At 62.9% G+C, this 22,684-nt stretch carries 17 protein-coding genes and 1 pseudogene; 9 read left to right on the top strand and 9 right to left on the bottom strand.

All coding sequences use genetic code 11. The features are described from left to right. Window positions 1-490: 490 nt before the first annotated feature. From AC1DCU_RS05100 to AC1DCU_RS05085, 4 genes are all read left to right on the top strand, one after another. Entirely contained in the window at window positions 491-2,230 is a 1,740-nt protein-coding gene (locus tag AC1DCU_RS05100; RefSeq protein WP_140226989.1) for a hypothetical protein, read from the top strand. A gap of 67 nt (window positions 2,231-2,297) precedes the next feature. Beyond that, window positions 2,298-6,146, top strand: coding sequence for a wall-associated protein (locus AC1DCU_RS05095; RefSeq protein ID WP_442251927.1), 3,849 nt, complete (start codon window positions 2,298-2,300; stop codon window positions 6,144-6,146). 5 nt (window positions 6,147-6,151) lie between these two features. Beyond that, window positions 6,152-7,084, top strand: a complete 933-nt coding sequence (locus tag AC1DCU_RS05090) for an RHS repeat-associated core domain-containing protein (RefSeq protein ID WP_223482462.1) — start codon at window positions 6,152-6,154, stop codon at window positions 7,082-7,084. A gap of 40 nt (window positions 7,085-7,124) precedes the next feature. Then, window positions 7,125-7,688, top strand: coding sequence for a hypothetical protein (locus AC1DCU_RS05085; RefSeq protein WP_140226987.1), 564 nt, complete (start codon window positions 7,125-7,127; stop codon window positions 7,686-7,688). Window positions 7,689-7,933: 245 nt separating this feature from the next. On the opposite strand, the gene AC1DCU_RS05080 is transcribed toward AC1DCU_RS05085, so the two are convergent. Next, on the bottom strand, window positions 7,934-8,644 hold the full coding sequence (locus tag AC1DCU_RS05080) for a hypothetical protein (RefSeq protein WP_442251926.1): 711 nt from the start codon (window positions 8,642-8,644) through the stop codon (window positions 7,934-7,936). Window positions 8,645-9,219: 575 nt separating this feature from the next. Here AC1DCU_RS05080 and AC1DCU_RS05075 point away from each other — a divergent pair. After that, complete coding sequence (locus tag AC1DCU_RS05075; RefSeq protein WP_442251925.1) at window positions 9,220-9,576, top strand: hypothetical protein; 357 nt, start codon at window positions 9,220-9,222, stop codon at window positions 9,574-9,576. Window positions 9,577-9,600: 24 nt separating this feature from the next. Next, window positions 9,601-10,071 carry a hypothetical protein gene (locus tag AC1DCU_RS05070; RefSeq protein ID WP_442251924.1) on the top strand — a complete coding sequence of 157 codons (471 nt, stop codon included), beginning with the start codon at window positions 9,601-9,603 and terminating at the stop codon, window positions 10,069-10,071. 30 nt (window positions 10,072-10,101) lie between these two features. Here AC1DCU_RS05070 and AC1DCU_RS05065 read toward each other — a convergent pair whose 3' ends face one another. Then, window positions 10,102-12,753 (bottom strand): excinuclease ABC subunit UvrA, encoded by a 2,652-nt coding sequence (locus tag AC1DCU_RS05065; RefSeq protein WP_478013506.1) that lies wholly within the window; start codon window positions 12,751-12,753, stop codon window positions 10,102-10,104. 178 nt (window positions 12,754-12,931) lie between these two features. Continuing rightward, window positions 12,932-13,915: an NADPH:quinone reductase gene (locus tag AC1DCU_RS05060; RefSeq protein ID WP_442251922.1), complete on the bottom strand. Its 984-nt coding sequence runs from the start codon at window positions 13,913-13,915 to the stop codon at window positions 12,932-12,934. A 123-nt stretch (window positions 13,916-14,038) separates the two neighbouring features. Here AC1DCU_RS05060 and AC1DCU_RS05055 point away from each other — a divergent pair, with 123 nt between their 5' ends. After that, window positions 14,039-14,371 (top strand): winged helix-turn-helix transcriptional regulator, encoded by a 333-nt coding sequence (locus AC1DCU_RS05055; RefSeq protein ID WP_136638043.1) that lies wholly within the window; start codon window positions 14,039-14,041, stop codon window positions 14,369-14,371. Here the strand turns inward: AC1DCU_RS05055 and AC1DCU_RS05050 are convergent. Further along, entirely contained in the window at window positions 14,368-14,745 is a 378-nt protein-coding gene (locus AC1DCU_RS05050; RefSeq protein ID WP_478014127.1) for a fimbria/pilus outer membrane usher protein, read from the bottom strand. The two genes, AC1DCU_RS05055 and AC1DCU_RS05050, sit on opposite strands and share 4 nt — an antisense overlap. A gap of 449 nt (window positions 14,746-15,194) precedes the next feature. Next, the gene (locus AC1DCU_RS05045) at window positions 15,195-15,719 is read right to left on the bottom strand and encodes a DUF6622 family protein (protein WP_442251921.1); all 525 of its coding nucleotides are present in this window, start codon (window positions 15,717-15,719) and stop codon (window positions 15,195-15,197) included. 514 nt (window positions 15,720-16,233) lie between these two features. Between AC1DCU_RS05045 and AC1DCU_RS05040 the strand changes: the two genes are divergently transcribed. After that, window positions 16,234-17,481, top strand: coding sequence for an arsenic transporter (locus tag AC1DCU_RS05040; RefSeq protein ID WP_478013505.1), 1,248 nt, complete (start codon window positions 16,234-16,236; stop codon window positions 17,479-17,481). A 91-nt stretch (window positions 17,482-17,572) separates the two neighbouring features. Here AC1DCU_RS05040 and AC1DCU_RS05035 read toward each other — a convergent pair whose 3' ends face one another. Then, window positions 17,573-18,625 (bottom strand): sensor domain-containing diguanylate cyclase, encoded by a 1,053-nt coding sequence (locus AC1DCU_RS05035; protein WP_442251919.1) that lies wholly within the window; start codon window positions 18,623-18,625, stop codon window positions 17,573-17,575. Between the two features lie 237 nt (window positions 18,626-18,862). Here AC1DCU_RS05035 and AC1DCU_RS05030 point away from each other — a divergent pair, with 237 nt between their 5' ends. Then, the gene (locus AC1DCU_RS05030) at window positions 18,863-19,060 is read left to right on the top strand and encodes a hypothetical protein (RefSeq protein WP_425507103.1); all 198 of its coding nucleotides are present in this window, start codon (window positions 18,863-18,865) and stop codon (window positions 19,058-19,060) included. A gap of 295 nt (window positions 19,061-19,355) precedes the next feature. On the opposite strand, the gene AC1DCU_RS05025 is transcribed toward AC1DCU_RS05030, so the two are convergent. The 3 genes and pseudogenes from AC1DCU_RS05025 to AC1DCU_RS05015 form a co-directional block, all read right to left on the bottom strand. After that, window positions 19,356-20,228: an aldose epimerase family protein gene (locus tag AC1DCU_RS05025; protein ID WP_442251918.1), complete on the bottom strand. Its 873-nt coding sequence runs from the start codon at window positions 20,226-20,228 to the stop codon at window positions 19,356-19,358. Then, window positions 20,218-21,234, bottom strand: coding sequence for a glycoside hydrolase family 43 protein (locus AC1DCU_RS05020; RefSeq protein WP_442251932.1), 1,017 nt, complete (start codon window positions 21,232-21,234; stop codon window positions 20,218-20,220). Before AC1DCU_RS05020 ends, AC1DCU_RS05025 begins: the two co-directional genes overlap by 11 nt. Further along, window positions 21,208-22,680: pseudogene (locus AC1DCU_RS05015) on the bottom strand (MFS transporter); the annotation flags it as partial. The pseudogene AC1DCU_RS05015 and the gene AC1DCU_RS05020, both read right to left, overlap by 27 nt. Between the last annotated feature and the right edge of the window lie 4 nt (window positions 22,681-22,684).

The raw sequence follows: 22,684 nt of genomic DNA, 5'->3' as shown, positions 1-22,684 counted from the left end.
GGGTAACGATCAGTGGCTGGTGATTGAAGTATTCCGTCTATCCAAGCTTGCCCGCCACTACATCATCGCGATGGTGTTGCGCCCGCTGCGGTTACCTGGTCGGTCGCATCGTCATATGGGTCGTCCAAAGCGCGCCGCTGTCAGCCCGCTGCAACTGGTGTCACTACTTCAATAGTCATGAGCTGATCTCCCGCGTGCACTCGATGCTCACTTGATCTTGGCTGGAGGCGCAAACCAAAGCCAGTTGCGCGCCGTCATTACTTGAGATAGTGTCCGCCGCATTGCAAGGGGAACGTGACTGTCACTCTTAAGCGCAGCTATCGCAGCGCGGGTAGTTCGTGCGTAAAGCGCAATGAATGAGGCTCTATTGGCAGCATTTGTCCAGGCGATGTCTCATTGCTATCCGATAAGCCCTGAAGTTGTCTTGTTGCAGACTTAGTAGTCACCGGATCATGTCTGGCCGCTCAGCCAGCGCTACATGGAGACGTACGTGTCATTGCATTCCAAAGTCATCAGTGCTGTCCTCAATCTATTTTTGCTGACACTCGCTGCCGCTGCTCAAGCACAGACTGGCGCGCCACTGACCTCATCGCAGGCGGGCGTCTTCTACGAAGACAAGCTCAAGGGCCTGAGCGAACTCACGGTGTTGGGTAACGACCTGTTCGGTGACAGGGTCAGCCTCTATACGGGCGGCATCCAGTTCACCCAGGTTGATGTTGATCTACCTGGAAACAACGCATTGCCAATGCGGTTCTCGCGCACATTGAAAATGGGCGGGCGCCGGGACACCCTCAAATCGATGAGGGACTGGGATTTTGACCTGCCCTACATCTCAGGCATGTTTGGGCAGAGTGGCTGGGTGTCCATGGTGCCGGGCGAGCCACTACGTCGTTGTTCGATCCCACTGAATTCACCTCAGCAGGCCAGCGCTCCATCCGAGTATGTGAGTGGCGGGCAAGGAAACGTCGGCTTCTCCTTTGATCCGCACTTTTTCTGGGGCGGGCTCTCCCTGAGCCTTCCCGGGAGCGACAGCAAGCCCATGATCATCATGGCTGCGGGTGCCAAGCAACCTACGGACGGTCGTGCCTATCACTGGACCACCGCTGATCGCTGGGTGTTTTCCTGCCTTCCGAGCACCAGCAACGGCGAGAGCGGGGAGGCCTTCATGGCGCATGCCCCCAATGGGGACAGGTACTGGTTTGACCGCATTGTGGCTATACCCCGCGGAACCATGACCGCGAACTACGGTAATGGCTTCTTCAACTACACGAGCACGATGGGACTGCGTGAGTTCCGCGCGTTGCCGACCCGTATCGAGGACAGGAACGGCAACTTCATTACCTTCACCTACTCCCCAAGTCAGGTCGTGATGAGCGCGAGCGACGGCCGCTCCATTACGGTGAACTCAGGGGCTGACGGGGTACAGAGTGTCGTCGCCAATGGCCGCACTTGGAACTATGAGTACACCGGCAGCACTGTCGATCGCAAGCTCACCCGCGTGGCACTTCCAGATGGATCGAGTTGGTCATTTGATGCCGGAGCTGCGTTCGATAACCCCATTGGCGGCTGGAGGAACTGTGCAGACTTTGTGCCGTTCACACCTGGTCCAAGCTCATCCGCAACGGTGGTCATGACTCATCCTTCAGGAGCCAGGGGCACATTTGAAATGAGCTACCGACTTCATGGCAGAACCAATGCGCCGAACACCTGCCGGCCCTTCACGCAGATCTTCTATCCGGTGGAGTCCCACCTCCTGACCGTGCTGGCACTGGATCGCAAGGTCATCTCAGGGCCCGGGCTCGCGACCATGACATGGAGCTACCAGTACACGCCGCTTGCTGCGAGCCTGGACACTGGACAACATGTCTACTGCTCGACTACGCCGTGCCCCGAGACGCGCGCACTCACCGTTACTCGCGAGGACGGCAGCTGGGATCGCTTCACCTTCAGTCAGAAGTACGGAGATCTCGAAGGCCAGCTGCTGAGTGAGGAACGCGGGAATACGCAGGGAGTGCTGCGGCGGATAGACACCCAGTACCGGCGTAGCTCGGACGGCAGCTATGCCCGGATTGGCAGCAATCCCTGTTGGTCATGCTCGAAGGAAGAAGAGCTACCCAAGCCATTGGAGTCACGCACCACCACGCAGGATGGAAATACATTTCTCTATCGCGTGGATCAGTTTGACGCTTATGCAAGGCCGCTGAAGATCACGCGATCCAGCTCGCCCTGAGGGTGAGCTACGACAGGCAGTCGAATGGCAGCGCTCGTGCGCTGCGTCCCACAATTTAGGGAAGCGTATGGCACGTAAATCGCCTCGTAGAAGCACATACCCGCACAAGACGCTGCTCGCAGCTGCTCTGGTTGCAACGGCCAGCCTTCCACAAGCCTGGGCCGCCACTACCTTGGAAACCCTGAGCTACCATGACAACGAAAGCTCGTGGATTCTGGGTCAAGTTGCTACTCGTGCGATCAATGGCGTCCTCGCCGATCAGGCGACGTTCGATCCTGTCACCTCTCGACCCACGCAGTTCTGGGCATTTGGGAAGTTGACCCAATCGCTTGGCTACAACACTGATGGCACCATCGCATACGTGCGCGATGGAAATGGGAACACTATCGTGCTGGGCTCTTGGAAGCGCGGTGTTCCGCAGCTGATCAGCTTCCCTGATGGCACAACGCAAAGCGCTGTCGTGGATGATCGCGGCTGGATTAGCCAAGTCACCGATCAGAACGGGTTCTCGACCGGATATCGCTATGACGCGATGGGACGGGTGGCGGGCATTGACTACCCGAGTGGAGATAGCACCGCCTGGAGCCCGATGAACCAGAGCTTTGTTCAGGTCATGGGCGACGAGTACGGCGTTGCGGCTGGCCATTGGCGAAAAACAACCATTACTGGAAACCGAGTTTCCATCGCGTACTACGACGCACTGTGGCGACCGTTGATTGTCTCGGAGTACGACGCCGCCGACCCAGGCACCATCAGATTCACAGGCAGGGAGTACGACAACGAAGGCAGGACGGTGTTCTCCTCCTATCCTGCAGCAACAGCCAATAGTGATCGTGGCACTTGGACCGTCTATGACGCACTAGGTCGCACCACCTCTGTTACTCAGAACTCCGAGTTGGGTGACCTCACCACGTCACTCAGTTATCAACGAGACGCGTCAGGCGTGTTCACCCTTGCTCGCAATCCCAGGGGGGCCGAGATCCGGACCTGGTATCGCATGCTGGATCAGCCCTCCTTCGATAGTCCTACGCGGATCCTTCAACCGGAAGGAGGGCTGACAGTCATTGATCGCGACGCCTTCGCAAAGCCGCTGAGCATTCGCCGCGGCAGCGCAGATGGCAGCCTGGAGGTTACGCGAGCCTATTCCTATAACGCGGCCCAAGAGCTGTGTCGGACAGTAGAGCCTGAGACAGGAGCTACGCTCGTCGGTTACGACGGAGCTGGTAACGTTGCCTGGTCTGCGTCCGGCCTCGCGAGTAGTACCGGCTGCGAGCCAGACGGCAGCTCGGCGTCGGTAGCTCCGCGACGCGTCTCCAGATCGTACGATGCCCGAAATCGCCTGCTCGCCTTGTCGTTTCCGGACAGCAATGGTGACCAGATCTGGAGCTACACCGCCGACGGCAAGGTCGCCCAAGTCACCACGCGCAATGATGCTGGTAGTAGCCAGGTGGTGAATACCTACAGCTACAACAGGCGTCGCCTCGTTACCGGAGAATCGATCGAACAGACGGGAATGCCTGCACGGTCGGTTGGGTACGTCTACGACCCACACGCTTCCTTGGCCGGTGTTCATTATCCAAGCGGGCTTAGCGTTGAATACGCTCCCAATGCGCTGGGTCAGCCAACACGCGCGGGCGCCTTTGTATCCAGCGTCACGTACTTCCCTAATGGTGGCATGAGCCGGTTTGTGTACGGCAACGGGATAGTGCACACAATGCAACAGAACGGGAGACAGCTTCCAGCCAGTGTTTCCGACGCAGGGGTTCTCAATAACACTTATGGCTACGATGCTGCAGGCAACGTAGCGCAGATCACCGATGGATTGAACGCAGCGCGCACTCGCTCGATGACGTATGACTCGCAGGATCGCCTGCTGTCCACCCATTCAACCGCCTTCGGTGGCAATGGGCAGCTTACTTATAGCTACGACGCCTTGGACAACATCCGTGCGGTCAGACTTGAAGGCCTTAAGGATCTTTCCTACTGGTATGACGGCAACAATCGCCTGACCAACATCATCAACAGTAGCGGCTCGACGGTAGTGGGGCTCGCCTTCGACGTGCAGGGAAATCTTTCTGTCAAGAACGGTCAAGGATTTCAGTTCGACTACGGCAACCGACTTCGCACAGCAGTGGGGAAGGAAAGCTATCGATATGACGGTAGCGGACGAAGAGTCCTGTCCTCGGCTGACTCTGGCACTATCGCATCCTTCTACGGAAATGACGGGGTGCTTCGTCGACAAGACAATGATCGCACCGCCAGTAGCGTGGAGTACGTCTACCTAAATGGAAGTCTGGTCGCGAAGGCCACAACATCGACGGCACCCGCGACCCCGGTGGTCAGTGCGCCTGCTCAGAGCTCCAGCGGCAACTACACGGTCTCCTGGTCAGAGGTGGCCCAAGCCAGCCGGTACGATCTGCAAGAGCAAGCGGGCGCCGGCGCGTGGTCCAACATCTATTCCGGGCCTGACAGGACGAGAGAAGTGACCGGCAGGGCTGGCGGGTCTTACGGCTACCGTGTGCGAGCCTGTCGCGCTACGGCCTGTGGCGGCTGGAGTGCCACTGCTATCACTTCGGTCCAGTCGCTCCCTTCAGCTGGGCCCTCCGTAAACGCGCCTGGGCTCTCAATAGACGGCAACTACAGCGTCTCGTGGCCAGCAGTGGCCGGCGCCCAGACTTATAGGTTGGAGGAGTCCACAACAGGAAGTGGATGGGCCGAAATCCAGAATGACGCCATCCTCTCTCGCTCCTTTGCCGGCAAGCCCAACGGCACATTTGCCTACCGCGCACGTGCCTGCAATGCCGCCGGCTGCGGTGAGTACGGTGCAACGGCGTCGGTGCAGGTGCTGCGCGTCCCAGAATCACCCGCTGGATTGAGTGCTCCCGCACTGTCTGCGAACGGTGCCTACACCGTCTCCTGGTCTTCAGTATCCGGCTCGAGCGTCTACCACTTGGAAGAAAGCAGCGGTGGCTCCGCCTGGATCGTGGCAGCAACAGGCGCAGCGACAGCGAAAGAATTCTCACAGAAGCCAGACGGAAGCTACGCCTACCGCGTGTCCGCTTGCAACAGCAGCGGGTGCGGGCCGAGTACTGGCCCCGCGACTGTGCGGGTCGTTCGTGCTCCGACAGGCAGCTCCAATCTGTCCGGCCCGACTCTATCCAATGATGGAAGTGTCGCTCTGAACTGGTCGCCGGTTCCCCTTGCGACGACATACCGGCTCTTCGAAAGCGTATCCGGCGGTGGGTGGAATGCCATCCTCAATAGCGGCAGCACCAGCGCGACATTGACTGGGCGCGCAAATGGAAGCCTCAGCTACAGCATTGCAGCTTGCAACGATGGGGGCTGCGGGCCGCAGGGGCCGGCGTTGAACGTGGTAGTGATGCGACCACCGTCAGAGCCGGCGCTATTCGGTCCGGGTAGTTCCGGCACCGGCAGTTACACGGTCAGTTGGAACGCGGTTGATCGAGCCAATAGCTATGTAGTTGAAGAGAGCGCGAATGGCGGAGGATGGACGGCGGTCTATAGCGGCGGAAGTACTTCTGCGGTGATCTCCGGTCGCGGCGATGGTACCTATGCGTACCGGGTCGCCGCATGCAATCAAGGGGGATGCAGCGGCTACAGTGGCTCAGTTGCGGTGGCAGTGAATGTTCCGCCTGTAACACCAACCGGACTCACCGCGCGCTTCGTGGTTACCAATGCATTCCCGCCGTGGCAGGTGCGTTACTTCGTCAGCTGGAATGCAGTGGCCGGGGCTGCCTGGTACGAAGTCACAGGAAGGGGGGCCTATTCGGGGCCTGCAACGTCGGTGCAGATCGACTACACGGGCGTTCCTGCAGGCGCTACGTTCCAAGTGAGAGCATGCAAGCCCATAGGGTGCTCGGCCTGGGCCCCCGCCGTTTCCGCAACTGGAGGGTAGTGCGAATGAATCGAGCCAGCATAGCTACCCGCCACATGATCTCGTTGATGCTGATGTGCGGGGCGCTCAGTCCTGAAGTGTATGCACAGGCGACAGTCACATACGTGCATACCGATGCCTTGGGGACCCCGGTGGCAGAGTCGGACGCATCCGGAAATCTGATAGCTGAATCATTCTATGACCCATATGGATCCATGCTCGTTGCAGGTAGCGATGATCAGCCAGGCTTCACCGGCCAAGTGTCGGATGCCCAGACGGGACTTAACTACATGCAGCAGCGCTACTATGATCCGACAATCGGACGCTTTCTATCGGTCGACCCGGTGGCTGCTCGACCACGCGGGGACAATTTCAATCGCTACTGGTACGCCAACAGCAATCCCTACACAAACCGAGATCCCGATGGTCGCGAATGCAGCGGCAAGGGCTGCTGGGTTACTGTTGAGGAAAGAGCGGCTGCCGTGTCGGGCGATTGGAAAGCATATTATCAATTGGCGGGATCGGGCGGCGATAAGTATGCGGAACGCGCAGGCGAAGTGGCAGGCAATAGTGGCTCCAATCCTCTGAATGCTCGGCTCTCAGAAATCACTAACAGAATTCTCGCAAATTCCATTGCCAGCAATATGGGCACTGACCCCCGGACTATGACAAGCACGCAGGCAATTGCGGTTGCGTTTAAGATGGAGGCCATAAGGATTGATCTTGCGAGAGCGCATGTGCAGGCGCTGGACCAGGCGGGTGCAACTGAGAAGAATCCGGTAATGTTAGACAGGAGTGTCATCGGAGAGTTCCACGAGCGAGTCTTTGAAAGAAATGGAGCAGACCCCAGGGCATTTGGTGGATACAAGACGGATGCTCTGGAGACGGTAATCAATGTTCTTGGCTCAACGACGCGGGACGTATATGACTATTGCGCGCAACCGAGTTGCAGCAACTAGATTTTTTGTGTGTGTCGTGGCAGCTCTTGGGTCCGGATGTGTGGATTCGCCCACTTCATATCGTGTCGATGGTGCGAAGACCGACTTTTGCATTCCTGGCGATCTAGATGCGACGCCTTCCCGGCGGGGTCATGAGGATCCTGTGGCCGGCGGCTTTACCCTGCATGGCTGTTACTCCAGCCATAGCGAGGCTTGTATCGGCCCCGGTAATTTGATCTCGGTAGCGGTGGTAGCCAAATCTTACTTTCCTGGAAGAAGGTTTGGCGACCTCCCCCAAGGATCCCATCTGCGTACGAGCGCTATTGAAGGCTGGCAAGACGCGAAGATGCTGGAGAAAGGATTGCTTGCCGTTCCCGACGGCGGCGACAAGAGCCACATTTTCGTATGGCGCTCGAGTGCACGTGGCGCAACACAACCCATGGATGACGATGAGCTAATGGCATCCTGCGACACGTTGGGCAGTGTTTCCTGCAATCGTGTGCTCCATGGCGACGACTTTGGCGTCACTTACTCCTTCTTCACAGACAATGAAATTCCGGGTGACTTCGGTTCATTAGACAAGCAAGTCCTGAATGAGATTGAGCGGATGAGATGTAGAAGATAGGACTCCGGCTCGGCCAAGCCGCCAGTGATGTTGCAGCGGCAGGCCTTTCGCGTCGTTCATCTCAATCCGTGACCTGGCGCCGGAAATTAAGTGGGAGTGGAGTAAGACGGAACTAATGCGGGTACGGCGGCACATTCTAGCGAGAAGCGCACCCCCCCCCCTACCCTCGATAAACATCCCTTATCGCTAGTCCGCGATCTCAGATGCACAACACTTCCCTGCCTGGCGCTTGCCAGAACCTAGCCCTATTTCGCAGCAGGAACAGGCGTCACACCCTTTCGCACAATCTCCAACCTCCCAACATCGCCAACAGGCACAAGCACGGCTGCTTTCCGCGCTGGGTGCCATAGCGCATAGCTATCACCAAGCCGACCAATCAGGCTAAGGCCGCCCTGCACCTTTCCATCAACAGTCACAGCCGTCACGTGCTTGCCGCCCCCAGAGGAAACCGTCGCGGCACGCCCGGAACCAAGCATGCTTGACACTATCGAGACATAGACCAGCATTACCAAGGCATAGATCAGCCAAGGGGAATCCTTCACCGTCGCGGGCACCACCGGCGAAAGTTGCACGATCAGCGCACAGATGATTGTCAGAAGAAGCCGTATCAGAAGAGGCCACGTGTTCGACCACCAAAGCAGCAGCCCCAAGCCAGTGAAGAAAAGCAGCGGAAACAACCATGCGAACAGCTTGCTTTTGGCGCTGCCGCTCGTCACCTTTATCTCCACCCAGCCGCTAAACAGCAAGGCCACCAGCATGAGAAACAACACCATGCCGATGCCGGCCAGGCCAGCCAGGGCCAGTTCGCTCACGGCAACAAACTGAAAGGGATCAAGGCCAAAGTGGCCCCAGTACGCCTTCAGATAGAGCGCGCCTTGAATCAGGCCAAACGTGACGACAGCCGAACCCCAGCCAGCCACATCGGCCATCGTTAGCCCTTTTTGCGTACTTTCCATGTACTCCCCCTTTCAAGCGCCCCTGACGCATCCCGGATAGTGCCATGGCGGTAAGCGCGGCGTCAGCCACGCAGTGCACTCTGATTGCAGCGGACGGGCGCCCTGAAGGGCCATCAAGAGACTCGACCCGTCCATCCCTTTGTCGCGTCTGCCCTACTTCCGGCCAGAGCATGTCGGTACCGGCACGAAATATGCGGGCCAACCGCCACCGCCGGCAGCCCTTGCAGGCAAAGCCTCTAGCGCCCTTCCCCGCCATGCAACGATTCTGAAAACGTCGAAAGTGGTGACGGCATTGCCCTTACTGTATTGGCATCGCGCACTACCGGGCGTATTCCTTGCCATGCCACCGAAAACGGGTGGCCGGGATTCGAAACCCCGATTGTGTGGATGTTGTTTTGCGCTTGCCAGCCGGCACCGCCCTGCGCGGTGCCGGCTGGCAATCCGTCTGCCGGATATGGCGGGCGGTGCGTGGAGGCCTTGCGCCTACCCGGTCATCCACACACGGGGTTTCGAGCCACGCATCGTCCGCCACCTTTATCGGTGGCGGCTTCTGCCTGCACGCAAGGAGCCCTGCCATGACAACGCCCTACTCCCCTGCCCCACAGCCCATCCACGAGGCGCCCTCGGCCGGGCCTACCGTGGATCCCAATACCCTCATCGCGCTGCTGCACAGCATCGGCTCGGGCGTGGCCGCCAACGGCCAGCCCTGGCCAGAGCGGCATCAGCTGCGTGGCCGGCAGATGGCGCTGGCCGATGCCGACTGCTCGCTGACAGGCCTGCGCGTGGTGCTGGAAGTGCTGCTGGCCGCAGAACGCACCCGCCAGAATGGTGAGCCGGAGCAATACGTCGGCGACCGGGTGATGGAAGGACTGATCATGGCCGGGCTTGGGCTCGCAGCCCACGCAAGCGAACGGCTGCAGCCGGCAGAGTGAAGGATCACTTTGGTGGGGCCTGACATGAAGGTGCGCCACGGCGTGATGTGGGCGCTCTTTCTGGCGCTGGTCGTTGCAGTACAGATCCATTCGCCAGAGCCTGTTGAGCCGGAAGTGCTCGCGTACCGTGATGTACCCGATGAGACATTCTGGACGCTGCGCCGCCACGCGCTTCGATTCGCAGAGGCGCGGGCGCGGGAGGGTTTCGCGTTCCTGGAGGGGACGCCCGCTTCGGCTTCCTTCCAGATCCAGTGCAAGGGCGTGCCGGTGCTGCACGTGGAAAGGCAGCCGCCGCTTCTGCTGATCCGGGTTGCGCTGGGTACCGAGCATCGGGCGCCTGCGATCTTCCCCCTGCAGGCCTCGCTGCAATGGTCACTGGTGCCATTGAGCTATCTGGAGCAGGTGCTGTCTGGCGTGCAGGAGCCTACGCTGCAGGATCGGCTGCTGACGCTTGCTGGCGATGTGCCTGAGGATGGGCGGTGTGGCGTGCGGTAGTAGGACTACGGCCCCGGCGACGCCCTCACCTCACCCACCCTGCCCCAGCTCCCGCGCAAGGAAGGGCGCCGTCCTGCTGCCCTTGGCGCGCGCCACCTGCTGCGGCGTTCCCTTCGCCACGATGGTGCCGCCCGCAGCGCCTGCGCCAGGCCCGACGTCAATCACCCAGTCCGCCTGCACGACCGCGCGCATGTCATGCTCGATCATCACCACCGTATTGCCCGCGTCCACCAGTCGCTGCAGCTGCACCAGCAGCCTGTCCGCGTCCGATGCATGCAGGCCGGTGGTGGGTTCGTCCAGTACGTAGAGCGTGCGCCCGCGCTGGCTGCGCTGCAGCTCGGTCGCCAGCTTGATGCGCTGGGCTTCGCCACCTGAAAGCTCTGTGGCCGGCTGGCCCAGCCGCAGATAGCCCAGGCCGATCTCCTGCAGCAGCTGCAGCGGACGGGCAATGGCCTCTTCCTCGATGAAGAACGCGTGCGCCTGGTCCACCGTCATCTGCAGGACCTCGGCGATGTTGCGCTCATTCCACAGCACCTTCAGCGTGGCTTCGTTGTAGCGGGCGCCGTGGCAGGTGGGGCACGGCGCATAGACGCTGGGCATGAACAGCAGTTCGACGCTGACGAAACCTTCGCCTTCGCAGGTCTCGCATCGGCCCTTGGGCACGTTGAACGAGAAACGGCCGGCATCGAAACGCCGACGGCGCGCGGCGGGCGTAGCGGCGAACAGCTTGCGCACGTGGTCGAACAGGCCGGTATAGGTGGCCAGGTTGGAGCGTGGGGTGCGGCCGATGGGCTTCTGGTCCACCTGCACTACCCGCTGGATGGCGTCCACATCGCCAGCCAGCCGGCCTCGGGTCGCTTCGATCACGGTCGGCGCGTCGTTGGGCGCACTCTCGGCACTGTTCTCCTCGGGCTCATGCCCCAGGTGCAGCAGCACCAGCTCGGGCAGTGCCTGCGCCATCAGGCTGGATTTGCCCGACCCCGAAATGCCGGTCACTGCGGTCAGCAACCCCAGCGGCACCTGCGCGTCCACACCCTGCAGGTTATGGCGGTGGATGCCCTTCAACTCCAGCCAGCTGCTGGCGCTGCGCTGCCGGCTGGCGGCCGCGGGCACCTGGTCGAACAGATACCGGGCGGTGCGCGATTCCTGGACCTTGCGCAGGCCGTCGGGCTCGCCACTGTAGAGAACGCGCCCGCCGTGCTCACCCGCCTCCGGGCCAACATCCACCAGCCACTGCGCGCGGCGCATCAGCTCCAGGTCGTGTTCGACAACGAACACCGAGTTTCCGCCGTCGCGCAACCGGTCCAGCGCGTCGTACAGCGCCTGGCTGTCGGCGGGGTGCAGGCCGGCCGAGGGTTCATCAAGCACGTACAGCACGCCAAACAGCAACGAGCTGAGCTGCGTGGCCAGCCGCAGGCGCTGCAGTTCGCCGGCCGACAGGGTTGGCGTGGCGCGATCCAGCGAGAGGTACCCCAGGCCCAGGCCTCGCAGCTGGCGTACACGCGCCATGACGCCGCCTGCCAGCCGCTGCGCGGCCAGGCGCTTCTCTTCCGACAGGGCCGAGGTCAGCCGCACGTCGGGGGCTCCAGCATGGACAGGTCGGCCGCTTGCAGCCCGCTGCGTGCGATCGCGTTTCGTGGCGCTGCCGCTGGTACGCGCGCCGCGGCTGTGCGCGCTGAAATCGCCCTGCGCGATGGGCCCCAGCAGGTCCGCCAGTTGGTCCAGCGGCAGCCGCATGAACTCACCGATATCCACGCCGGCAAAGGTGACCGAAAGCGCTTCCGGCTTCAGGCGCTTTCCGTGGCAGGCCGGGCACAACCTGCCTTCCATGTAGCGCGAAACGCGCTTGCGCATCAGCGCGCTCTGGGTGTTGGCAAAGGTGTGCAGCACGTAGCGGCGCGCACCGGTATAGGTGCCCATGTAGCTGGGTTCCAGCTTGCGCTTCAGTGCGGCACGGGTCTCTGCGGGCGTGAAGCCGGCATAGACCGGCACGGTTGGCGTTTCCTCGGTGAACAGGATCCAGTCGCGGTCCTTCTTCGGCAGCTTCTTCCACGGCACGTCGATGTCGTAGCCCAGCGTGACCAGGATGTCGCGCAGGTTCTGGCCATGCCATGCCGGCGGCCAGGAGGCGATGGCACGTTCGCGGATGCTCAGCGACGGGTCCGGCACCATCAGCGCTTCGGTCACCTCGTACACATGTCCCAGGCCGTGGCAGGTGCTGCAGGCGCCCTGCGGCGTATTGGGCGAGAAGTCCTCGGCGTACAGCATGGGCTGGTTGGCCGGGTAGGCCCCTGCGCGCGAGTACATCATGCGTACCAGGCTGGACAGCGTGGTGACACTGCCCACCGAGGAACGTGCATTGCTGGCGCCGCGCTGCTGCTGCAACGCCACCGCCGGCGGCAGGCCGTCGATGGCATCCACATCGGGTACGCCCGCCTGGTCGATCAGGCGCCGCGCGTATGGCGCTACGGACTCGAAGTAGCGCCGCTGCGCCTCAGCAAAGACCGTACCGAAGGCCAACGACGACTTGCCCGAACCCGACACCCCGGAGAACACCACCAGTGCATTGCGCGGAATGGAGACATCGACATTCTTGAGGTTGTGCTCGCGCGCGCCGCGCACCTCCACGCAACCGCTGGCTGCGGCAGCGCATGAGGATTCACCGAAAGGGTTGTTGGACATCGTTGCGTTCCTGCAGGCAGTGAGCGGTGCGCCCTGGAGCGCGCCCAAGGACGCATTTTCGCTGCTGCGAGGTGAATGTGGTGAGGGGACGTGCAGCCCCGCCCTGCGGGCATGCAAATGACCCGCAAGCCGCATTCACCCGCCGAGTGCAAGGGGCGCGTGGCGGCGAACGTATCGCTCAGATGGCGATGAGAACCTTCCCCATCACGGTTCCAGCTTCAAGTGCCTGGTGCGCTTCAGCGATCTTCTGCAGATCCACCTTCAAACCGACATGGGGCGAATAGGCGCCACTGGCAAGGCACGCAGTGATGTCCCTGATCGCGTGGATCTTCGCTTCCTGGGGGACCGAATAGATGTACACGAAGCGGAGCACGCATCCGTGCACCATGGCACGCAACAGTGGCAGGGAAAGCTCATCGGTTGCCTGCGCGGCCGCATAAGCGCTGATGACGCCGCCAGAGGCGAGACATGCCAGGTCAAGGTCGAGATTTGCCCGCACATTGACCTCTACGATGCGATCCACGCCCGCCCTCCGGGTATGGGTGTTGATCGCGCCGGCGACATCGTCATTCAGACGGTCCAGCACCAGATCCGCTCCGGCCGCCCTGGCAATGCTTGCCTGCTCGGCATTCATGACCGTGGCCGCGACCCAGGCGCCCGCCCACTTTGCCAGCAGGACGGCGGCGGTGCCGACCACGCCTGCCCCGCCTTGCACCAACACCCTTCGGCCGTTGATGTCGCCATCCGCGAAGAGACAGCGATGCGCCGTCAGTGCCGGAATACCCAGCGATGCACCCACCTCGAAAGAGACATCGCCAGGCAGCGGCACGGCGTGCCCAGCGGGCACGACCACGAACGCTGCAGCCGTTCCGCTCGCCCTGCCGTACTGGGCTTCATAGATCCAGACGCGCTGCCCTATACGGCCCGCCTCTTCCGGGTCGCCCACCGCATCGATGACACCGGCACCGTCCTGGTGGGGAATGATTCGTGGAAAGGGCATCGGCGCGGAGAACCCTGTGCGGGCCTTGAGGTCTGTGGGATTGAGCCCGGACATGTGCATCCGCACCCGGACTTCACCTGGCCCCGGTTGTGGGGTGGGCAGCTCTGCAACGCAGAGCACCTCATCAGCCGGGCCTTGGCGGTCGTAATACGCAGCTCTCATGCGTCTTCTCTCTGATTGCGAAGGGGCTCCCTTCCGGGCCAGCACTATCAGAGGCCAGTGGCAAATTTACAACCAGGCACACTTTGTATATATAGGGATACAAAGTATCCTATTGGAGTGATGATGCCCGCTGGCCTGCCTTCGGATTACCGGTGTGCCGTAGAAGTGACTGTCGAGATCGCCGGCGGGAAGTGGAAGCCGTTGATCGTTCACTACCTGCTGAGCGGCACTAAACGGTTTGGGGAACTGCGAAAGCTGATCGGCGGCGTGACCCAGCGCTCGCTTACCTTGCAGCTGCGCGAGCTTGAGGCAAGCGGCATCGTCCGGCGCGAAGTGTTTGCAGAAGTTCCGCCGCGTGTTGAATACACGTTGACGCCGCTGGGCACCACACTGGCGCCAACACTGGAAGCAATGAAGTTGTGGGGAGAACGCTATCTGGCCAGCAGGGACGGTTAGCCGCTGCGGCACGTCGTGGGCGCACAACCCGCTCGAATCGCCACACCTGCGTCATTACGCCTAGACACGTTCGTACGGATCCGATGGAATGGCCTGCATCGGGGCTTCAGCATGYGCTGCACCTCCACGCTGGAAGAGCCTTGTTGCAGTGCTTCCTCGGGCAGCAGCTGCATGCCCGTAATCGGAGCACCCGAGAACAACGGATTGCTGACCGACAGCTCGCCGAGCTGAAGCACCTGCTTGGAGCCAATCAGAGTGCGTTGGGCATAGGCCTCGATCTGGTCGAAGCGCGAAGGGCCATTGCCATACCTGGACAACGATTGGCGGCTGCGGACGATCCAATCGCCTGGTGATACTTGATCCGCTGTCCACATCCAGCAAGTGCTATGCCGGAAAGGGAGTGGATGGAACGTGGTATGGGCTGGCGTGCCTTGCCTGTGTCGAGTTGGACGCCTCGCACCCCAACTATCTCCTCGCTGTGAGGGCATTCGATTACGGCGGGAAGGCGCTTCGGCAGCGCCTGCATCTTCCTCATGACGCGGTTGCCTTCGTGGTGGAATGCGAAGACGAGGTTTCGACGCAGGTTGGTTTCCGGAAGCTGACCTACTAGTGAAATCGACGGACAGCCTCGATAACGCACTCCAATCCCTGCCAAAGCGGCGCGGGTTTCCAACCGGGGATGGGCACTCCTTGAGGCGTCTTTGAACTGAGCGCGAAGCGAATAGTCCAGTGTGGACGGCTCCCGCCCAAGCCGTGGCCTATTCTTGCCGCTGCAGGGTGAACAGGGTGAGGGCGCGTGCACCGCCCCCATCCTGGACTGGACTCAGCCAGCAGGCTGCATCCCGCTGGGCGTTGCCCGGCGCGACGCCGCCAGATAGCGGCAGTACTTGCCGATGAAGATGCCGGTGAATCCGCCAGACAGCAGGAGATAGGCGGCGCTGAAACCTGCGTTGCTGCTCAGGCCGGGCGCCACGGCGAGCGCCGTTTCAAAACCGTACTTGATGACGAACGTGACCAGCAGCAGTGGCAGCAGGCTGTAGTCGGCACTACGCCACAGCGTGCCCGTGGAGGCGTCCACGCTCAGCGTTGCCCGGCGCGGCAGCAGCCAGCCCACTGCTGCGCCCGCGCAGATGCCGGCCAGCCATTCGCCCCACGCCAACGGCGAGCCGCCATAGCGGTGGCTGATCGACCAGATGCCCCAGGCGCTGAACAGCGCCGGCACGATGGCCAGCTTCCGCAGCGAGGTCTGCCCCGGCCGCATGGCCGCGATGCCGCGCGAGACCAGGAACGCCAGAAGCACCCAGACCCAGATGGGGGTCTGCCAGAGGAGTTGCTGCAGCAGGTTCACGGGAGGTCCTTTCGGTGAGTGCCGGCCATGCAGGCGGCGGTGACGCTCACTATTGGCGGTACGCATTGCCCGGACAAGTGACAGGTGTCAGCGATACGGCCTGCACCCTTCCCTCTGCGCGGCGCTCGGCGATGTACGCGTGTCCTATCGTGTCAGCGTGACCAGCGAACGGATGAATCGAATTCGGTTCCTGTCCGCATGTCGATTGCACCCCTGCTCCACCGGCGTTGTGCCGCTCACCGAATCGCAGCCGAGGCTGCACCACATGGCGTCTTGCCGGCCTGGCCGGCACCACCCTTGCGATGCGGATGTCCGGAATCGGCATTACCGTGACGCATCACGGTGAATGGCATGCGCCTTCAATCGGGCGCACGTCGGGTTCTGATACGGCCCTTTGCTGGCGGGGCCGGCGCTGCAGCCGGCACGGTATGATGCCGACTTTCTCGCACTTGCCATCGCTGTAGCGCGCGTTGCTGTTGGCTCGCGCCGGTGCAGCTGAGACCCCACCCACTCCATGCTCGCTTCCTCTTCCCCCTTCATCATCTGGGCGGCCGTGGCCGTTGCCACCGTCGGCCTGCTGTTCCGGCCGTTCCGCATTCCGGAGTACGTGTGGGCGCTTGGCGCGGCCGCGCTGCTTCCGCTGCTTGGGGCGGTGTCGCTCGGCACGACCTGGCACGCGGTTGCTGAAGGCCGGGATGTCTATCTGTTCCTGGTCGGCATGATGGTGCTGGCCGAGCTGGCGCGGCGCGAGGGCCTGTTCGACTGGCTGGCCTTGTATGCGGTGCGGCATGCGGGCGGCTCGGGGCGGCGGTTGTTCGATCTGGTGTTCCTGGTCGGCACGGTGGTGACGGTGTTCCTGTCCAACGATGCCACGGCGGTGGTGCTGACGCCCGCGGTCTATGCCGCGTGCAAGGCGGCCCGCGCCAACCCCCTGCCCTATCTGTTTGTCTGTGCGTTCATCGCCAATGCGGCGAGCTTCGTGCTGCCTATTTCCAACCCGGCCAACCTGGTGGTGTACGGCAACCACATGCCACCGCTGCTGCAGTGGCTGGCGCAGTTCGCGCTGCCTTCGCTGGCGGCGATCGGTGCCACGTATCTGGTGCTGCGCTGGGTGCATCGCCGCGAGATCGCGCAGCCGTTGGCGGCGTCGCCCGAGCATCGCCCGCTTACCGAGGGTGGCCGGCTGAGTGCGCTGGGGGTGTTGTTCACCGGCACCGTGCTGCTGGTGACCTCCGCACTGAACGGCCCATTGGGCCTGGCTACGTTCTGTGCGGGCGCGCTGAGCGTAGCGGTGGTGGCGATCCGCCAGCGCCGCAGCCCGCTGCCGCTGTTGCGCCACGTCTCCTGGGGCGTGCTGCCGCTGGTGGCCGGCCTGTTCGTGCTGGTTGAAGCGGTTTCGCAGACCGGTGTCATCCAGACAGCGGCCAGCAACCTGCAGGCGCTGGCGCAGACCTCGCCGCATCAGGCGGGCTGGCTGGCCGGAGGCGCAGCCGCACTGCTCAGCAACGTGGCCAACAATCTGCCGGTGGGCCTGGCGGCGGGCTCGCTGGGCCAGATGGCCGAGCTGCCGGCGCAGACACGCGCGGCGTTGCTGATCGGCGTGGACCTGGGCCCGAACCTGTCGGTGACCGGCTCGCTGGCCACCATGCTGTGGCTGGTGGCGTTGCGCCGCGAAGGCGAGCATGTCAGCGCGCTCGACTTCCTGCGTGTCGGCGCGCTGGTGATGCCGCCCGCGCTGATCGGGGCGTTGCTGCTGCTCTGATCAGGCGCGGGCTGGAACGCCAGGCCACCTATCGCGACCAGCGCAGCGCCCAGGATCGGCAGCTGCTTCACAGACACTTGCCCGGTGCAGATTACTCGGCGTAGCTTGCGGTGTTCTTGCCGTGCCGTTTTGCGTGATAGAGCGCCTTGTCCGCCTTCGCCAGCCAATCTTCTGCGCTGCCCGTGCCAGCCGCTGCGGCGATGCCGATACTGACGCTGAACTGGATATGGGCTGTTTCAGGGGCGCCCGGCTCCTGCAGGTAGTGCCTTATCTGCTCGGCCACATCCATGGCCTCTGCCGGTATCCGCTGGCGCAGCAGGACGGCGAACTCATCACCGCCCAGGCGCGCCGGCATGTCACCCGGCTGGGCCAGCTGACGCAGCACCACGGCGATGCGGCGAAGCACCTCATCGCCGGCACGATGGCCATGCGAATCATTGATCCGCTTGAAATCATCAACATCGAGCATCAGCAGGCACGCATCGCCGCCGTGGTGCTGCCCCGTCTGCAGCATCTGCTGGGCGCGCTGGATCAGGAAACCGCGGTTGGCCAGCTCCACCAGCGGATCCATCCGGCTCAGGCGCTGCAGTTGGCGATTCTGTGATTTCACCCGGCGCGCCAGCCGCCAGCTCAGCACGCTCAACCCGATGCCGTAGACGAACAGGAAAGGCAGGCTGAGGACAACGGTGCGCTGCGAGGTGATGGGTTGATAAGGCAGGCCCAGGGCAAGCCAGGTAGCGGCGAACCCGACCACCAGGGCCAGGGTTGCCCTCGTTGCCAGGCGGATGCCGCCGGCGGCGATCTTGTCGGCCACCAGCAACGCGGCAAACAACGCACTTGGCACCGTGCTGAGGGCCATGAAGGCGATCCATGCGCCTCCAAAGAGAGAGTCGACGATCATGCAGCGGAACTGCGCTGCTGCAGGCTCGCGGGCGCGACGTGTCAGGAGCATCGCCAGCGCCGGCCATGCGATGGCGTTGAGCAATAGCAGCACCCAGGGCGCAGCATCCGCCTGACGCTCCAGAATGATCGAGGCAATCGGAAGCGCGCCCAAGCCATTCCCCACGAAGCGCATCCAGCCGATGCGCCGGGCTGCACCGACGCCCTCGACGGCGACTTCTGTTGAGTCAGTGAGAAACGGCATTGCCAGCTCTCCTGATGATCACTCCCCTGCAATTCACCCGGACACCCCTTTGTGCGCGAGTCTGACATCTGTACGTCAACGACAGGTCAATGAGGCAAGGGAGTGCTGCCATCGCAGCCGCATGCCGAGGCTGCGCACATGGGTTGATGGGCCGTGCGGCAGCCCTTCATCCGCCTGTGTTGCAGCGTTAACGCCCCGTGGCAGAGGCTGGTCAACACGCCCGAGGAGCACACTCCAGTGAACGAGAAGAAGCTGCGGGATGACCTGCCTTTCAACCCTGGCGCCGACGTGGACGATGCGTCGAAGAGCCATACCCCGGACAGGCTCAGGAATGACAAAGCGACATGGAAGGAGCACGACATGCCCGACGATGGTGATGACCCCAAAGCTACGCCCGACGACTACGAGCGGCCTGATCCCGATCCGACCGGGTAGGCACGGCGGGTTGACGCCAATTGAAGCCAACGTGCGTGCCACGCGGCATGGCGGGCCTCCTTGCTTAAGGTGCGCCCGCAGAGCGCGCTGTAAGCGCGCGCCGGATCGCGTGTTGCCGGCCAGCGGCCGGCACTACCGGACGCGACGCACGGGCAACGCCGGGTCATTCCCGGCGGACGCGGAGATGGGTAGCGCCGGGCCATGCCCGGCGGATGCGAAGAACAGAAGGGCCGGCAGGCATTCGATGCGGTGGAACAGCCGCGGGGAGTTCCTGGCTTCTGCTGCGGACAGGTGATCAGCTGGCGTCGACGCCAGCCAGATCGCCATCGCTGTCGATCTCCCAACGCAGTTCGAAGTTCAGTTCCAGCTGTCGTCCCGGCTGCAACCGGGTCGGCGCCAGCGTGAATCCGTCGGGTGGGCCGGTCTGCGGCTCCACGCAGGTGGCGTGCACTGCCCCGTCGTAGACCACCCAGTGATCGGTGTCGGCGCTCAGCCGCAGCCGCTGGCCGGCGGCAAGCAGCGTCACTTCGGCCTGGTTGATGAAGCAGTCATCCCACGGCCCCTGCGTTGGCTGCACGCAGGGCAAGGTGGCGATGCCCTCCCCGTCGCGCGGGTACATCGCGCTGGGTGCGAACAGCAGTCGATCCGGCTTGCGGAACCAGGGATGCCAGCCAAGCACGGCTGGCATTGCCATGGCACCGGCCTGCACTGCGAGGCGCAGCGTCAGGCGGTCGGGTTGCACGAGGAGATGCTGCGATGCCCTGCCTCCGAAGGGCCAATAGGCGTCCTCAGGCAGGTCCAGCGACAGCGAGGCGCCGTCCGGTTCAAGGCGGTCGATGCGCCACGGCCGTGAGAAGCCGACGCCATGGATGGCGTGCATTCCGAAGTTCACCGGCAGCTGATAGGGCCTGCCTTCGAAGACGAAGCGTCCGTGCCGGATGCGCCCGGCCCAGGGCAGCATGGGATAGCACCCCCACGCAATGCCCGCCTGCCCTACTTCATGTTCGCTGACGAGCCAGTCCACACCGTCACAGCGTAGTTGGGCGATGCGCCCACCGGCTTCCGGTGCAAGCGCGACCTCCAGCCTGCCTGCCCGCAACCAGTGCAGTGGGCCGGCAGGCAGTGCCGCCTGCGCATCATCCGTGGGCGAAGTCGGCTCAGGTGCCATAGGGATGGATCGTCCGGATGCTGCCATCTGCTTCCATGTGCAGCGGTGTGCACTTGACCGAACGCAGGTGGGTGACCCCGCCGGACAACAACGCGTCGTGATAGAACAGGTACCACCGCCCCTGGAACGCACAGATGGAGTGATGGGTGGTCCAGCCCACCACGGGGGTGAGAATCACGCCGCGATAGGTGAACGGCCCGTACGGGCTGTCGCTGGTGGCATAGCACAGCAGGTGCGTATCACCAGTGGAGTACGACAGGTAATACCGGCCCTGGTACTTGTGCAGCCACGGTCCTTCGAAGAAGCGACGGGCATGGTCGTCGGCGCGCAGCGGCTGCCCGTGCTCGTCCAGGATGACGATCTCCCGGGTGGGTTCGGCAAGCCGGGTCATGCCGGCGTCCAGTCGCCCGATACGCGGGCCCAGTGCCGACGCCTCGCCTGCAGGTTCTTCATGCGCCGGGTCGTAGCGGTTGTCGCGATACTTCTGCAGCTGGCCACCCCAGATGCCACCGAAACAGAGGTAGTGCGTGCCGTCGTCGTCCTCGAACACGGCCGGGTCGATCGAGTACGCGCCCTCGATGGGATCGGGCTCTGGAGTGAACGGGCCCTCCGGCCGATCCGCCGCCGCAACGCCGATGCGGAACATGCCGTGGGCGTCCTTGGCCGGGAAGTACAGGTAATAGCGGCCATCGCGGGAGGCGGCATCCGGTGCCCACATCTGCTGGCTGGCCCAGGGGACGTCGCGCACATGCAGCGCCACGCCGCAGTCGGTGGCCTCGCCCTCCGGTGTTTCCATCCGCAGCACGTGGTAGTCCTGCATGCCGAAGTGCCCGCCCTCATCGTCGAAGGGGGCGCCGCTGTCGATGTCGTGCGATGGATAGATGTACAGCCGCCCCTCGAACACATGGGCCGAAGGGTCGGCCGTGTAGATGTGGCTTACCAGGGGCTGGGAGATGGCGTGCGCTGCCAGTTGCTGCAGATCGCTGCCCTGGCGCCGCGACTGCAGGTCCTGCTCGATGCGGGTCTCCATGCGCTTGTTGATCTCGTAGAAGAAAAGCAGCGCGACTGCAGCCAGGAACGGCAGGGAGCAGTACACGCTCACCGTCAGGCGGATACCATCCACCACGGCTTCGGGCTGTTGCGGTGCGCCTGCCTGGTAGCCGTGATGGGCGAGGATGCCGGCGACCAGCGCGCCACCGATGCTGAGCCCGATCTTCAGGCCACACAGCATCGCCGAGAAGACGATGGCGGTGGCACGGCGATGGTTCTTCCATTCGGAGTAGTCGGCGACGTCGGCGATCATCGCCCACAGCACCGGGATGGTGATGCCGTAGCAGAACCCGTGCAGCATGAAGGCAGCGAAGGCCACGGCGACCGCCGTGGGCGGGAAGAAATAGAACGCCAGCAGGAACACGGTGGACACCAGCAAAGCACCGCCAAAGACATCACGCTTGCCGAAACGGTCGGCCAGGCGGCGCGATACACCGATGCCCAGGATCATGCAGACGATGCCGCAGGCGTTGAACAGGCTGAATGCCGATGTTGCCGGATCCTTCGGCCAGGCGAACCCGGCCAGGCCCAGACCGTTGAGTGCCGCGTTGACGGCGCCGATGAAGCGGTTGAAGCCGGAGCTGTCGAGAAATCCCGCCAGGGCGGCCTCGCTCATGTAGTACTGGAAGTAGTAGACGTAGGTACCGCCCTTCAGCGACAGGTTGATGAAGACCAGGATGGTCAGCGCCAGCATCACCTTCCATGGGCGGTTGCGCAGCAGGTCGGACAGGTCCTGCAGCACCCCGGCAGTCTGTTCCTTCGCCGGTCCGATGCGCTCGCGCGTGGTGGCGAAGGTGATCAGGAAGAACACCGTTCCCACCACCGCAAATACCGTCATGACCCGCTCGAAGCCCAGCACCCGGTCGCCGTCGCCGAGGATCAGCACCAGCGGCAGCAGCAGGACCTGGATGATGAACTGCGCGATCATCACCGCCACGAAGCGGTAGGCCGACAGGCTGTTGCGCTGGGCCATGCTGCCGGTGAGCACGCCACTGAGTGCCGAGTACGGCAGATTGTTGGCCGCATACACGAGCATCAACAGGCCGTAGGTGGCCAGGGCGTAGACGACCTTGGCGCGCGGCGCCAGGTCGGGGGTGCTGAAGGCCAGCAGTGACAGCACCCCGAAGGGAATCGCCGTCCACAGGATCCACGGCCGGAACTTGCCCCAGCGGCTGACCGTGCGATCGGCGGCGATGCCGATCAACGGGGTGAACACGAAGGCACCGAGCACGCCGATCACGAAGATGATCGTGGCGGCTGTGGCGGGCGGCAGCCGATACACATCGGTGTAGAAGAACGCGAGGTAGGTGATCAGCGTCTGGAAGATCAGGTTGGCGGCCAGGTCGCCCAGGCTGTAGCCGAGCTTCTCCCGGATGGACAGCGTGTGCCCGGTGCTTTCCATGCGG

Source organism: Stenotrophomonas sp. 10L48 (assembly GCF_056395105.1).
This window is presented reverse-complemented; position numbering and strand designations above follow the sequence as displayed.